Annotated in this window: 13 protein-coding genes and 1 other RNA gene; 7 read left to right on the forward strand and 7 right to left on the reverse strand. The window is 66.6% G+C overall.

Annotation, left to right across the window (positions count from 1 at the left end):
- Positions 1-78: 78 nt before the first annotated feature.
- A complete protein-coding gene (locus tag ASE59_RS00840) occupies positions 79-291 on the reverse strand; it encodes a DUF2945 domain-containing protein (RefSeq protein WP_056450957.1) in 213 nt (70 codons plus the stop codon).
- A gap of 90 nt (positions 292-381) precedes the next feature.
- Between ASE59_RS00840 and ASE59_RS00845 the strand changes: the two genes are divergently transcribed.
- Complete coding sequence (locus ASE59_RS00845) at positions 382-1,524, forward strand: glycosyltransferase family 4 protein (RefSeq protein ID WP_056450962.1); 1,143 nt, start codon at positions 382-384, stop codon at positions 1,522-1,524.
- Between the two features lie 42 nt (positions 1,525-1,566).
- The gene (locus ASE59_RS00850) at positions 1,567-1,902 is read left to right on the forward strand and encodes a DUF423 domain-containing protein (protein WP_056450964.1); all 336 of its coding nucleotides are present in this window, start codon (positions 1,567-1,569) and stop codon (positions 1,900-1,902) included.
- A gap of 63 nt (positions 1,903-1,965) precedes the next feature.
- On the opposite strand, the gene ASE59_RS00855 is transcribed toward ASE59_RS00850, so the two are convergent.
- The 3 genes from ASE59_RS00855 to ASE59_RS00865 all read right to left on the reverse strand — a co-directional run bounded on the left by ASE59_RS00855 (position 1,966) and on the right by ASE59_RS00865 (position 6,007).
- Complete coding sequence (locus ASE59_RS00855) at positions 1,966-2,403, reverse strand: GNAT family N-acetyltransferase (protein WP_056450966.1); 438 nt, start codon at positions 2,401-2,403, stop codon at positions 1,966-1,968.
- A 161-nt stretch (positions 2,404-2,564) separates the two neighbouring features.
- The gene (gene trpE, locus ASE59_RS00860; RefSeq protein ID WP_056450968.1) at positions 2,565-4,061 is read right to left on the reverse strand and encodes an anthranilate synthase component I; all 1,497 of its coding nucleotides are present in this window, start codon (positions 4,059-4,061) and stop codon (positions 2,565-2,567) included.
- On the reverse strand, positions 4,058-6,007 hold the full coding sequence (locus tag ASE59_RS00865) for a peptidylprolyl isomerase (RefSeq protein ID WP_056450971.1): 1,950 nt from the start codon (positions 6,005-6,007) through the stop codon (positions 4,058-4,060). Before ASE59_RS00865 ends, trpE begins: the two co-directional genes overlap by 4 nt.
- A gap of 129 nt (positions 6,008-6,136) precedes the next feature.
- On the opposite strand from ASE59_RS00865, the gene tpiA reads away from it, so the two are divergent.
- The 3 genes from tpiA to ffs all read left to right on the forward strand — a co-directional run bounded on the left by tpiA (position 6,137) and on the right by ffs (position 7,528).
- A complete protein-coding gene (tpiA, locus tag ASE59_RS00870; protein ID WP_056450974.1) occupies positions 6,137-6,883 on the forward strand; it encodes a triose-phosphate isomerase in 747 nt (248 codons plus the stop codon).
- Between the two features lie 109 nt (positions 6,884-6,992).
- Complete coding sequence (locus tag ASE59_RS00875) at positions 6,993-7,394, forward strand: hypothetical protein (RefSeq protein WP_056450977.1); 402 nt, start codon at positions 6,993-6,995, stop codon at positions 7,392-7,394.
- 37 nt (positions 7,395-7,431) lie between these two features.
- An RNA gene (ffs, locus tag ASE59_RS18915) (signal recognition particle sRNA small type) lies at positions 7,432-7,528 on the forward strand.
- Here ffs and ASE59_RS00880 read toward each other — a convergent pair.
- The 3 genes from ASE59_RS00880 to ASE59_RS00890 form a co-directional block, all read right to left on the reverse strand.
- Positions 7,527-8,834: a serine hydrolase gene (locus ASE59_RS00880; RefSeq protein ID WP_056450979.1), complete on the reverse strand. Its 1,308-nt coding sequence runs from the start codon at positions 8,832-8,834 to the stop codon at positions 7,527-7,529. The two genes, ffs and ASE59_RS00880, sit on opposite strands and share 2 nt — an antisense overlap.
- A gap of 65 nt (positions 8,835-8,899) precedes the next feature.
- A complete protein-coding gene (gene parE / locus ASE59_RS00885) occupies positions 8,900-10,879 on the reverse strand; it encodes a DNA topoisomerase IV subunit B (RefSeq protein WP_056450983.1) in 1,980 nt (659 codons plus the stop codon).
- 162 nt (positions 10,880-11,041) lie between these two features.
- Complete coding sequence (locus tag ASE59_RS00890) at positions 11,042-11,833, reverse strand: GcrA family cell cycle regulator (protein WP_056450986.1); 792 nt, start codon at positions 11,831-11,833, stop codon at positions 11,042-11,044.
- 85 nt (positions 11,834-11,918) lie between these two features.
- Between ASE59_RS00890 and ASE59_RS00895 the strand changes: the two genes are divergently transcribed.
- Positions 11,919-12,755 carry an ABC transporter permease gene (locus tag ASE59_RS00895; protein WP_056450989.1) on the forward strand — a complete coding sequence of 279 codons (837 nt, stop codon included), beginning with the start codon at positions 11,919-11,921 and terminating at the stop codon, positions 12,753-12,755.
- 97 nt (positions 12,756-12,852) lie between these two features.
- Positions 12,853-14,043 carry an aspartate aminotransferase family protein gene (locus tag ASE59_RS00900; protein ID WP_056450992.1) on the forward strand — a complete coding sequence of 397 codons (1,191 nt, stop codon included), beginning with the start codon at positions 12,853-12,855 and terminating at the stop codon, positions 14,041-14,043.
- The last annotated feature ends 100 nt before the right edge of the window (positions 14,044-14,143 follow it).

The following is a 14,143-nucleotide window of genomic DNA, read 5'->3' on the forward strand; positions in this document are numbered from 1 at the left end:
AATGGTTCCGTCTGTGGACATCCCCCTCCACCAGCTTCGCTGGTCCCCCTCCCCGTGCCGGGGAGGAGCTTCAAGGATCTACTCCAACTCACTCCCGCGCTTCAGCACCTTGGTCCCGTCCTCCTGCTCGATCAGATAGGCCGGGTTCTCCTTGGTCCCGTTCTTGGTGATCTTGCTGCCCTTGATCGTTCGCTGCACGCGGCGTTCGAACCGTTCCTCGACCTTGCCCTCGGCCGTGCCGTTGCCCCACGACCACGAAACCTTGGCACCCTTCTTGTAACTGTCGCTCATTCGCCCACTCCTGTTGTCGGCACGGTCAACCGCGTTGATGGGCAATGCGTTCCGGTGGCGTGAAGCGAATGCGCGCGCTATGGCGCGGCGATGAAGGCTTCCCAACTCCGCGTGGCGATGTTCAGCGGAAACTACAACTATGTCCGCGACGGCGCGAACCAGGCGCTGAACCGGCTCGCCCGGCATCTGCTCGACCGCGACGTCGCGCTGCGCGTCTATTCGCCGACCGTCGCCCATCCGGCATTCTCGCCGACCGGCGATCTGGTCAGCGTGCCCGCCTACGGCATGCCGGGCGGACGTGGCGAATATAAGCTGGCACGCGGGCTGACCGCGAAGACGCGCGCCGATCTGGAGGCGTTTCGTCCGAACGTCGTCCATGTCTCCGCGCCCGACATTCTTGGCCACCGCGCGCTCAGCTGGGGCCGGAAACACGGTGTCGCGACGCTCGCCTCGCTCCACACCCGCTTCGAAACCTATCCGCAATATTACGGCATCGGCTTTCTCGAGCCGCTGGCGCGCGCCTTGTCGAAGCGATTCTACAACCGCGCCGATCAGGTGATGGTGCCCGGGCGCGGCATGGCGGAGTTGCTGCGCGAATGGGGCGTGACCAGCCCGATCGGCATCTGGTCGCGCGGCGTGGACCATCAACGCTTCAACCCGGCAATGCGCGACTTCGACTGGCGCCGCTCGATCGGTATCGGCGATGATGAGGTCGCGGTCAGCTTTCTCGGCCGGTTGGTGCTGGAAAAGGGGCTGGACATCTTTTCCGACGTCGCCGCCGAATTGCAGCGGCGCGGCGTCAAGCATCGCATCCTCGTCATCGGCGAAGGCCCGGCGCGCGACTGGTTCGCCGAACGCGTGCCGCACGCGGTCTTCGCAGGGTTCCAGGCGGGCGACGACCTCGGCCGCGCCGTCGCGTCAATGGACGTGTTCTTCAACCCTTCGATCACCGAGACGTTCGGCAACGTCACGCTGGAGGCGATGGCGGCGGGCGTCCCCGTCGTTGCCGCGCGTGCATCGGGTGCGCTCGGGCTGGTCGACGACCGCCGCACTGGCTTCCTCGTGCCGCCGCGCGACGTGCCGGCCTATGCAGATGCGATCGCCCGGCTGTGTGAGGATGCCAATATGCGCTGGCGCATGGGCCTTGCAGGGCATGAGGACGCCAAGGAATATGAATGGGACCGCGCCAATCAGGCGGTACTCGACGCCTATCTGCGGATCGTGCGGGGATAGCCGCTATCCGCCGCCACCAACGACCTTGACCGGAGCCAGCCGATGAACCTCCTCCTGCTTGCCGCCGCCCTGTCCGGGGCAATGGCTGTCGCGGCCGGCGCGTTCGGCGCACATGGTGCCTCCGGCCCGGCGGTCGACTGGTTCAAGACCGGCGGCCAGTATCAGCTCGCCCACGCCATCGCCGCGCTGGTCGCACTGAACCTCGGCGCGCGCGGGCCCGGCTGGCTGTTCGTTGCGGGCGGCCTGTTGTTCGGCGGGTCGCTCTACGCAATGGCGCTCGGCGGTCCACGCGGCGTGCTGGGGCCGATTACGCCGCTCGGTGGCCTTGCGATGATTATCGGCTGGCTATGGCTCGGCTGGATCGCGCTGCGGCGGTGATGGCGTCGCTTTCCTACACCCGGCGTCCCGCGCTAGATCAGTGACGCTCTTTCGCCCGTAAACTCAACCGATCGCGATCGTATAGGTATGGAAGTGCGCATCGCGCTCCCATCCGGCGCGGACATACAGCGCATGCGCCGCACTGTTGTCGACGGCGGTCGACAGCGACATCCGCGCCGCCCCGCTCTCGCGCGCGACGTCGCACGCGGCGTGCAGCAACGCCTCGCCGACCCCGCGACAGCGCATCTCGGGCCGCACATACAGGTCGTTCAGGATCATCGTCGGCTGCATCCGCACCGATGAGAAGCTCGGATAAAGTTGCGCGAAGCCCGCATCGTCCCCGGCGATCAGGATCACCGACTGCCCTTGCAGGGTTCGCTCGGTCAGGAACCGGCGTGCACTGTCCAGGTCGCTGTTCTGCCCGTAGAATTTCCGATACGCGTCGAACATCGGCACGACGCGATCGATATCCTGCAACGTCGCCCGGCGGATGCTGTCCATGGCCTTCCTCGCTGACGGAGCATGCGTGTCAACTTCCGCGCGTCCGCCGAATCACTGTGCCGCAGTAAAGTCGAGCAATGCCAAAGCTTTGCCCGCCAACTGCGACCGCACGACTACGCCGCGCAACCTTAACGTAGCGCAAACTTCGTCAACTTCCGCGCTTATTGTCCGAAACGGGCCTTCGTCGCCTGTGTCACCGCCTCGCGTGCCGCCGCCAGCAGCGCGCCGGCCTTCGCTTCGCACTCGCGCTGTTCGTACGCGGGGTCGCTGTCGGCGACGATACCCGCGCCCGACTGGACGTGCATCACGCCGTCCTTGACCACCGCGGTACGCAGCACGATGCATGAATCCATCGATCCGTCGGGGCTGAAATATCCGACCCCGCCGGCATAGGCGCCGCGCCGTTCGCGCTCCAGTTCGGCGATGATCTGACAAGCCCGCACCTTGGGCGCACCCGACACCGTGCCTGCCGGAAACCCGGCGAACAGCGCGTCCAGCGCATCGGCATCGGGGCGCAGCCTGCCCACGACGTTCGACACGATGTGCATGACATGGCTGTAGAATTCGACGGTATAGCTGTCGGTCACCCGCACGCTGCCGGTCGATGCGACCCGCCCGACATCGTTCCGGCCGAGGTCGAGCAGCATCAGATGCTCGGCACGCTCCTTGGGGTCGGCGAGCAGGCTGGTCCGGTTCGCCTCGTCCTCCGCCGCCGTCGCGCCCCTCGGCCGCGTGCCGGCGATCGGCCGGATCGTGACCTCGCCATCGCGCAGCCGCACCAGAATTTCGGGGCTGGACCCGGTCAGCGCAAAGCCCGGCAGGTCGAGGTGATAAAGGAAGGGCGACGGATTGATCCGCCGCAACGCCCGGTACAGTTCGAATGGCTCCAGCGGAAAGGGGGTGGTAAAGCGCTGCGCCAGCACGACCTGAAAAATATCGCCCGCCGCGACATATTCCTTCGCGGCGGCTACCATCTCGCCATAGCGACCCGCCGGCAGGGTCGGCGTCAGCGCCATCTCGGGTGCCTCGGCCAGCCGGGTAGAAGCGGGCAGGGTAGCGGTGTCGAGCGCGGCGCAGGTCGCCTCGATCCGTTCGACCGATCGCTCGACCGATGCCCCCGGCCATACCGGCGCGACGACAAACAGCGTGTCCGACAGCCGGTCGAATACCAGCAGCACCGTCGGCCGCACGAACATCATGTCGGGCAGACCCAGCGCGTCCTCCGCCGCCTGCGGCAATTGCTCGACCAGTCCGACCGTCTCATAGCCGAAATAGCCGACCAGACACGCCAGCGCCGGCGGCAGGGCGGCGGGCACGTCCATCCGGCATTGCCCGACCAGCGTGCGCAGTGCCGTCAGCGTCGGTTCGGCACAGGGAATGAACGCATCGCGGTCGGTCAGCCAATGCGGGTTGATCGCCGCGTCATGCCCCTCGGCGCGGAATACCAGATCGGGGGCGAGGCCCAGCAGGCTGTAGCGCCCGCGCACCGATCCACCCTCGACCGACTCGAGCAGGAAATCGCCGCGCCCCGGCTGGATCAGTTTCAGCGCGGCGGCGACCGGCGTCTCGGTATCGGCGACACGCGTCGTCCACAGCAGCGCCGGACGATCCGCCGCCAGTGCGGCTTGCGCCGCCGCTACCCCTTCGACGCCGTTCATTGTGCGGACGGAGCGGCCGACCCGGCCAGTTCGCCGCGCAGGCGGCTGATCGCCGCGCCGTTCTTGGTCACGCCGACCTGCCGGCGCACCGCCTCGACGAACTGCTCGGCATATTCGTTGCCGCTGATCCGGCCCAGTTCGCGGCCGACGCCGGTGATCGCCGCCTTGTCGGTGCTTGCATCGCCGCGCGCGATGGAATCGAGATACACAACGATCCAGCCCTCGCCATCGGGCGCAGCGGTCAGCCGAGCCTTCTTGGGCGCCATCGCGAACATCAGCGACAGCGCCGGCGGCACCTGCGCCCCCAGTTGCGACAATTGCTGGCGCGACGCGGTCACCGGGCGCGGCGCGGGCAGGCGGGCACCCGACTGCGCAACGGCGGTGTTCAGCGGCATTCCGCCATTGACCTTGTTCACGATCTGCTGCGCGATCACCCGCGCCGCCTTCATCGCCTGATCCTTCAGATACTGGCCGACGACCTGCTCGCGGATTTCGGCCAGCGGACGCGGCGCGGCGCGGGTCACGTCGCCGGTCGCGACCAGCGCGAACGTGCCATCGGCCTGGGTCTGCACGATCTGCGGTGCGTCGCCCGCTTCGGACGCGAAGCCGGCCTCGATGATCGGTGCCAGCGCCGGGTCGGGCTGGCCGGGCTTCATGGGGTCGATGCCCTGCGCGGTGACCGGCGGCGTCGCCTGCGCGGTAAGCTTGGCATCCGCGACGATTTCGTCGAAGGTCGCGCCGTCGGTGATGCCGCCGTCGATCTTCTCCTGCACCGCGCCCAGCGCCGTCGCGCTCTTGGTCTTGGTCAGTTCGGCGACCAGTTCGGGGCGGGCCTGCTCGATCGACTTCCCCGGTACCTGCGTGATTGCATCGACCTTCAGCACCACGAAGCCGAGCGGCGAGCGCACCGGTCCGACGACCGCACCCTGCGGTGCGGCAAAGGCGGACTTGGCGATGTCGGCCGACGTCCGGGCGGCGAGCTGGCCCTGCGTCTGGCCGGTCAGCGTCACCGCTTCCAGCCCGAGCGGGGCGGCGGCGGCCGAAATGCTCTGACCACCACGCACCGCCTGCGCAACGCGGTTCGCCGCCGCCTGATCGGCGATCACGACCTGCGATACGGTGCGGGTCTGCGACGGGGCGAAGCGCGCGGCGCTGGCCCGATAGGCGGTCTGGATTTCGGCATCGGTCGGCGCGGACTGTGCCGCGACGCTGGCCGGGCTGACGATCGCATAGCGGATCACCCGGCGTTCCGGGATGGTGTAGCGACCCTGATTGGCGGTGTAATAGGCCTGCAACTGCTGATCGGTCGGTGCCGCCGGGGCGGGCAGCGCCGCCGTCGGTACGATCGCAACCTGACCGGTCCGCGATTCCTTCGACAGCGAGGCATAGGGCAGCGCCAGCTGCTGCGGCATGAAGCTGTTCTCGATCGTGCGGGCCAGCATCATCCGGGTCAGCACGGTGCGGCGGAAGTCGTCGCGCAACTGCTGCGGCGTAATCCGCGCGCGGGCCAGCGCCTGATCGAACGCCTGCTGGCTGAACTTGCCGTCCAGTCCCTGAAATGCCGGCAGGCTGGCGATCTGTCCGTCGATATAACGGTCGCTGACGACCAGTCCGTGATCCTTGGCGAACTGCATCAGCGCCGAATCCGAAATGGCGCGTTCCAGCGATCCTTCGAACCCGCCGGCCGCGATATACTGCGTGGTGGTCAGCCCCGGCTGACGCTGTGCGGCATTCTGCACGTCGTTCTGGATGCGCTCGCGCAGGGCAACGTCGCCGATCTCCTGGTCGCCGACCTTGGCAACTGCCGCGCCGCTGCCGCCGGTCGATCCGGGACGCAGGCCTTGGATGTCCGCCATCGCGAACCCGACCGCGATCACCGCCAACAACAACAGACCAATGAAGATGCCGACCTTCGACTTGGTCATGCGCCTGAAGAAACCGAGCATCCGTGCAACCGATCGAGAGGAATGAAAGGAGGCTGCTTTAGAGACGGGCCGCCGCCGCTTCAAGGTTGCGCGGACCGCCAGACACGCTATCGGCTGTAGAACATGTAAAACAGGCTGGGAGCCGGAACGATGAGTCGTCGCAAGCTGGTCGCGGGGAACTGGAAGATGCACGGGCTGCGCGGGCAACTGGCCGAGATCGAGACGATCGATGCCGCCGCCGCCGCCGCGCCCGGCGTCGATGTGGCACTGTGCGTGCCCGCGACGCTGGTCCATCACGCCGCCGAAATCGCCAAGGCGGTGCGGATCGGCGGGCAGGACGTGCACGCCAATGACCGCGGCGCGCATACCGGCTGTCTGTCGGCCGAAATGCTGCGCGAGGCGGGGGCCAGCGTCGTCATCGTCGGTCATAGCGAGCGCCGCTCCGATCAGAACGAAACAAGCCACGATGCCTGGGCCAAGGCGGCTGCAGCGCGGCGGCAGGGACTGGACGTGATCCTGTGCTGCGGCGAGACCGAGGCCGAGCGCGACGCCGGCCGCGCCGAACGCGTGGTGCAGGCGCAGATCGAGAAATCGGTACCGGAGGGGGCGAGCGGCGACTGGTTCACGCTCGCCTACGAACCGCGCTGGGCGATCGGCACCGGCCGCACGCCATCCGCAGACGAGATCGCGCAGGTCCATGCGATCGCCCGCGCCAAGCTGCGCCAGATGGTCGGCGACGCCGCCGATGGCATTCGCATCCTGTATGGCGGATCGGTCACCGGCGCCAATGCCGGATCGATCCTGTCGATCGAGGACGTCGACGGGGCGCTCGTCGGTGGCGCCAGCCTGACCGCCGAAAAATTCGTCCCGATCATCGAGGCGGCAGCCGCGCTGTAAGTCGGCAGGGAGCGGAAGGACGGTCGAAAGCGTTGATCGTCCGTCAGCGCACGTTCAGTTGTAACCGACTATCGACGTGCGCATTGCTCCTTATTTCGGGACTTTCGTCATGCGCCTGCCGATCCTGATGCTCGCCTCCGCCCTGATCGCCACCCCCGCCGTCGCGCAGGACCGCGTCGCTGCCGGGGAGGCGGCACTGGCGCGGATCGTCGATGGGCGGACGGTCGGCAAGCCGGTCAACTGCATCAATCTGCGCGATATTCGGTCGAGCGAGATCGTGCCCGATGTGGGCATTGTGTATCGCATGAATAACGGCACGCTGATGGTCAACCGGCCGGAGGGCGGCACGATCCTCGACCGCGACGATATTCTGGTGACCCGGACCATCGGTACGCAGTTGTGCCGGATCGATATCGTCAATCTGGTCGACCGCAATTCGCGGATGCCGAGCGGGTCGTTGGCGCTGAACGATTTCGTCCCGTATTCACGACTGCCGCGCAAGGCGAACTGACGCTCTTGCGTCGGCGCGGCGCTTCGCCCATATGGCGCTCGGGAGTCGGGCGGACGATGCCGTCGCCAACCCGGTCAGGTCCGGAAGGAAGCAGCCGCAACGATTTCGCAGCGGGTCGTCCGGCTCCCACCTTTAACGCGGCGCGGCAAGTTCCAGCGCGCGACTGATCAACCCCATGAAGCGCATCGTTTCGACCTCTTTCGCCGGGTCGTTGACGCCGCTCGACAGCGCGTACCATCCGCCGTCCTTGCCCTGCAGCAGGAAGGTCATGGTTAGGACGCCCGGCTCGGACCCGCCCTTGTAGCCGACATAGCGCCAATTCGCGGCAGGTTCGGGCAGGCCGGGGTTCTTCGACAGGACCGCACGCAGGTCTGGTCCTGCCGGACCGTCGAAACGGCGGCGCAGCCAGTCCATCGTTCGGATGAGGTCGTTCGGGCTGGCGAACCATTCGATCTGCTCGACGCGCAATGGCCTGCCGTCCTGGAACAGCGTCTTCGGAATTGCCGCGATCGGCGTGTCACGCACCGGTCCATCGAGGAACGCGCGACGCTCCGTCACCGGCAACGCCAGATACTTCGACCCCAGCGCGCCGCCATCGACGCCCTTCAGTTTGAAAATCTCCAGCGCGCCGAGGAACGGCACGTTGCGTGGAGCTCCATCGGTCATGCCGACGACCGGCAGCATCGCCTCGACCTTTTGCCGGCCAAGATGGAACAGCAGGATATCGGTCGCGCTGTTGTCGCTGACCGAAATCATTCGTTCGGCCAGTTCACGCAACGCGATGCGCGTCCCCTTGGGCTGCTGCGCATAGCCGCCGCCGGGCAGCGCCGATCCGTCGAGCGTCACGACATCGCTCCATTTGCGCTCGCCCGCCTCGATCGATCGCACCAGTTCGGCGAGGATCACCAGCTTGAACGCCGAGCCAATCGCCAGCGGCGTCGATGCGTCGTGGCTTTTCACCAATTGCGGCGCACCGCTGCCGAGCCTTGCCAGCGCGAAGCCGCTATGGCCGGGCAGGGCGGCCATCTGTTCGACGACGGCGTCGATCGTGGCGGCGACAGGACCGCGTGGTTCGACGCCGCGCGTCAGCAGGCCGGTGATCTGGTTCGCCCCGTTCGGATCAATCGCGAGGTCCGCGTTCAGGATACCGCGATCATAGCCGATGCGGACACGCGCCGACCACGGACCGCTAGGCTGTATCGCTTCGACGCCGGTCGGCTTGCCGAGCGCCTGCGAGAGTTGCGCGCCGATCGCGTCGAACTGCGCGCGCGGCACGGCGGTGCGAAACGAGGCGGCAAAAATCGTGTCATAGTCGCCCTGCCCGGAAAGGATCGAGACGACATCGCGCGCGCGACGTTCGAGGTCGGGATTTGCCGCGGGGGCCGGCGCGGGCGCCGTCTGCGCCGCCGCCGCCATCAACACGCTTGCCGCCACCAGCATCCGATTCCCCCTTATCCCCTTCGTATCGAAGGGTGGCGGATGCGGTGGGGGCCGTCAACCAAGGCTCAGGCGTCGATCACCTCGTCGTCGAGCCGGGCGGCATTTTCCTGAATGAAGGCGAAGCGATGCGCCGGATTGGTGCCCATCAACCGGTCGACCAGATCCTTCACCGCCGCGCGCTCCTCATATTCCTGTGGCAGGGTGATGCGGATCATGCTGCGCGTCTTCGGGTCCATCGTCGTTTCGCGCAACTGGCCTGGGTTCATTTCGCCCAGCCCCTTGAAGCGGGCGACCTCGACCTTCTTGCCTCGAAACGCCGTCCGCTCCAGCTCCGCACGATGGGCATCGTCGCGGGCATAGAGCGACTTGGCGCCGACCGTCAGGCGATAGAGTGGCGGCTGTGCCAGATAGAGATGCCCGCGCCGAACGACCTCCGGCATCTCCTGAAAGAAGAACGTCATCAACAAGGTCGCGATATGGGCGCCATCGACATCCGCGTCGGTCATGATGACGATGCGTTCGTAGCGGAGCGCATCGGGCTGGCAATCCTTGCGAGTGCCACAGCCCATGGCAAGGATCAGGTCTGCGATTTCCTGGTTTGCGAGGATCTTGGCACTGGTCGCGGAGGCGACGTTCAGGATCTTGCCACGGATCGGCAGGATCGCTTGGCTTTTGCGATCGCGCGCCTGCTTGGCTGATCCGCCGGCCGAGTCCCCCTCGACGATGAACAGTTCGGTGCCAGCGGGATCATCGGACGCGCAGTCGGTCAGCTTGCCGGGCAGGCGCAGCTTGCGCGACGAGGTGGCGGTCTTGCGCTTGACCTCGCGCTCGGCCTTGCGGCGCAGGCGTTCGTCCATCCGGTCGAGAACGAGGCCGAGCAGCGCCTTGCCCCGGTCCATATTGTGGCTGAGGAAATGGTCGAAATGGTCGCGCACCGCCCGCTCGACGAGGCTGGCGGCCTCGACGCTGGTCAGGCGGTCCTTGGTCTGGCTCTGGAATTGCGGGTCGCGGATGAACACCGACAGCATCAATTCGCAGCCGACGGTCACATCGTCGGCAGTCATGTCCTTGGCACGCTTGTTGCCGACCAGATCGGCGAAGCCGCGCAGACCGCGCACCAGCGCCTGTCGCAGCCCCTGTTCATGGGTGCCGCCATCGGGGGTCGGGATGGTGTTGCAGTAATAGCTGTAGCTGCCGTCGCTCCACAGCGGCCACGCCACCGCCCATTCGACGCGACCTGCTTCCCCCGGAAAATCCTGCCGCCCGGTGAAGAAGTCGGCGGTTGCGCATTCGCGACCACCGACCTGTTCGCGCAAATGGTCGGCGAGGCCACCGGGGAACTGGAACACCGCCTCGGCAGGGACATCGCTGCCCTCCACCAGTTCGGGCGCGCATTTCCAGCGGATTTCGACGCCGGCGAACAGATACGCCTTGGAGCGCACCAGCTTGTGCAGCCTGGCGGGCTTGAACTGGAGATCGGCAAAGATTTCGGCGTCGGGGGTGAAGGCGACCAACGTCCCGCGCCGGTTGGGTGCGGCGCCGACATGTTCGAGGGGGCCGATCGTCTGGCCCTGCGAAAAACGCTGGCGATAAAGTTGGCGGTCGCGGGCAACCTCGACCACCGTATCGACCGACAGCGCGTTGACGACCGAGATGCCGACGCCGTGCAAACCGCCCGACGTCGCATAGGCTTTGCCTGCGAACTTGCCGCCCGAATGCAGCGTCGACAGGATGACTTCGAGCGCGGACTTGTTGGGGAATTTCGGGTGCGGATCGACCGGGATGCCGCGACCATTGTCGATGATCGTCAGGCGGTTGCCGACGTCCAGCTGCACCTCGATCCGGGTGGCGTGCCCCGCGACCGCTTCGTCCATCGCATTGTCGAGGACTTCGGCGGCGAGATGATGCAGCGCGCGTTCGTCGGTGCCGCCGATATACATGCCCGGCCGGCGACGGACCGGCTCCAGCCCCTCCAGCACCTCGATCGACGATGCGTCATAGGCGGGCGGGGTGGGGACGTTCGCTTCGAACAGATTTTCGGCCATGGCGGACGTATAGAACGAAACGGGGTCATCCGCAAAGCGGGGTGACGGCTTGCTTGGGCGAGGCGGGCATGGGCGAAGCCCATGCCGTCGGTCGCGGCTTTGCGCCGCGCCGGCCGCGCTGATCGCTGGGAGCGCGGCCGAGCTTTGCTCGGCCTTGCGCGATCAGCGAACCCGTGGCCCACCATAAGGCAGCGGCGGCGGTGGACGGCGGTCGCGACGTGGCAGCTGCGCCTGATAGGCATGCCCGCAATGGGCGACGCAATAGGGGAAGCCCGGATTGACCTTGTCACCGCAGAAGTGGAAGTCCGGCTCGCCCGGATGGCCGATCGGCCATTTGCAGATGCGATCGTTCAGGTCGAGCAACGTCGTCTTGCCGGCGATCGCGTCACTCGGACGTGCCGGGACCAGCCGGCGCGGCGGGGCCGGGGTCAGCGGCGCGGTTTGTTCACCCGGATTCTGGCGCAGGAAACCGCCGGGGCCGACCGAGCGCATCACCGGCGCATCGTTCCGCGGGGCGGGCGTCGGGGCGGCGTCGTCCTCGTCCTCTTCTTCCTCCTCCTCGTCTGCATCGGCGCTGGCCGGCAGCGGCGTGAACGGGTCGTTCTCGACCGGCTTCGGCGGTGCGGGCTTGGGCGGCGGCGGTGCGGCGACGACCGGCTCAGGCTTGGGTTCGGGCTTCGGCGGGGGAGGGGGCGCCGCGACGACCGGCTCGGGTTCGGCGGGAGCAGCAGCGGCAGGCGCGGGCTTCGGCGCAGGCGTCGCTGCCGGCGCCGCCGCCTTCATCGCATCGTTCGAACGCACCGGCGACGGGCGCGATTGCAGGCCGAGACGATGCGCCTTGCCGATTACCGCATTGCGGCTGATCCCGCCGAGTTCCTCGGCGATCTGGCTGGCGGTCATCCCCGATTCCCACATCTTGGCCAGTGTCGCGATGCGTTCTTCGGTCCAGCTCATGCCCGTCCTTGTCCTTCAACTCGTGTGGCGCGCGGGCGACCATGATCCTTGCCGCCGCCTTCGCCAGCGATTAGGCGACACAGCCATGCAGGAACAATCCCCGTTGCGCGCAAAAATCGTCCTCACCGACCCCGGCGTGCCGGTGATCCGGAACGTCAACTGGGGCGGCCTGCGCACGCTCTATATCAAGGAGGTGCGCCGCTTCTTCAAGGTGCAGCTTCAGACCATCTGGGCACCGGCGGTTACGACATTGCTCTTCCTCGTCATCTTTTCGGTGGCGATGGGCGGGGCGGGGCGTACCGTATTGGGCGTGCCCTTCCCTGATTTCGTCGCGCCGGGGCTGATCGCCATGGCGATGCTCAACAACGCGTTCGCCAATTCCAGCTTCGCGCTGCTGGTCGGCAAGATACAGGGAACGGTGGTCGATTATTTGATGCCGCCGCTGTCCACCGGCGAGTTGCTGGCGGCGCTGGTCGGTGGCGCGGTGACGCGGGCGTTTCTGGTCGGGATCGTGCTGTGGTTCGCGATGCTGCTCTACCCCGGCGTCCATGTCATGCCGCGCCATCCGGGCGCGGTGTTGTGGTTCGGGCTGTTCGGTTCGATCTTTCTGGCGCTCGCCGGGGTCATGACCTCGATCTGGGCGGAGAAGTTCGATCATGCCGCCGCGATCACCAATTTCGTGATCGGGCCGCTGACGCTGTTGTCGGGCACCTTCTATTCGGTCGAGGCGCTGGCGCCGACCTTCCGCTCGATCAGCCATCTGAACCCGTTCTTCTACATCATCTCTGGCTTCCGCTACGGCTTTCTGGAGCGCGCCGATTCGCCGGTACTGCTGGGCGGTGCGGTGATCCTGGCCGTGGACGTCGCGATGGCGATCGGCTGCTATGCGCTGCTGCGTTCGGGGTGGAAGCTCAAGAATTGACGTAAGCACCAAAGGAGCGGTACAGCACCGCTCCGGGCGGTCCGGTTGACCGCCCTTTTGCGTTTCTAACGCCGATATTTCTCAAAGGAGCAGTTCGATGACGACCCCCGCGCTCATGCCCGTCTATCCACGGTGCGGCGTGCGTCCGGTCCGAGGCGAGGGCTGTTATCTTTATGGCGAGGACGGCACCGAATATCTCGATTTCGCCGCCGGCATCGCCGTCAACGCGCTGGGTCATGGCCATCCGCATCTGACCAAGGCGATCCAGGAACAGGCCGCGACGCTGATCCACGTCAGCAACCTGTACGGTTCGCCGCAGGGTGAGGCACTGGCGCAGCGGATCGTTGACAACAGCTTTGCCGACACGGTGTTCTTCACCAATTCGGGTGCCGAAGCGGTCGAATGCGCGATCAAGACCGCGCGCCGTTTCCACTTCGCCAACGGCAATCCCGAACGGCACACGCTGATCACCTTTAATCAGGCGTTCCATGGCCGTACCCTCGGCACCATTTCGGCCACCAATCAGGCCAAGATGCGCGACGGGTTCGAACCGCTGCTGCCCGGCTTCAAATATGCCGAATTCAACGATCTGGAAGGCGCGCTGGCGCTGATCGACGACAATACGGCGGGCTTCCTCGTCGAGCCGGTGCAGGGCGAGGGCGGCCTGCGCACCGCGACGCCCGAATTCCTGACCGGCCTGCGCAAGGCATGCGACGAGCGCGGCCTGTTGCTGGTGCTCGATGAAGTCCAGTGCGGCTATGGCCGGACCGGCACGCTGTTCGCGCACGAGCAATATGGCGTGACGCCGGACATCGTCTCGGCCGCGAAGGGCATTGGTGGCGGCTTCCCGTTCGGCGCGTGTCTCGCGACCGAGGAAGCGGCCAAGGGCATGGTGTTCGGTACCCATGGTTCGACCTATGGCGGCAACCCGCTGGCGATGGCGGCGGGGCAGGCGGTGCTCGACGTGATGCTCGAACCGGGCTTCCTCGACCATGTGAAGACGATGGGCGACCGGCTGCGCTCCAGCCTCGAACAGATGATCCCCAACCATGATCACCTGTTTCAGGAAATCCGCGGCATGGGGTTGATGCTCGGCATCAAGCTGAAGTCGGACAGCCGGCGTTTCGTCGCGCATCTGCGCGATCAGCATCAGTTGCTGACGGTCGCGGCGGGCGACAATGTCGTTCGCGTCCTGCCGCCGCTGGTGATCGGCGAACGCCATATCGCCGAAGCGGTCGAAAAGCTGTCGGCCGCCGCCCGCGTCTATGTGCCGGTCGCCGACGATTGATCTAACAATTCCGCCCCATCGCAGATGGGGAGGGGGACCAGCCGCAGGCTGGTGGAGGGGGAAACGCCCCATGCGATACGCCGGTGGAGGCCCCTCCACC

The sequence above is a fragment of the Sphingomonas sp. Leaf10 genome (assembly GCF_001421245.1).
GTDB lineage: Bacteria > Pseudomonadota > Alphaproteobacteria > Sphingomonadales > Sphingomonadaceae > Sphingomonas.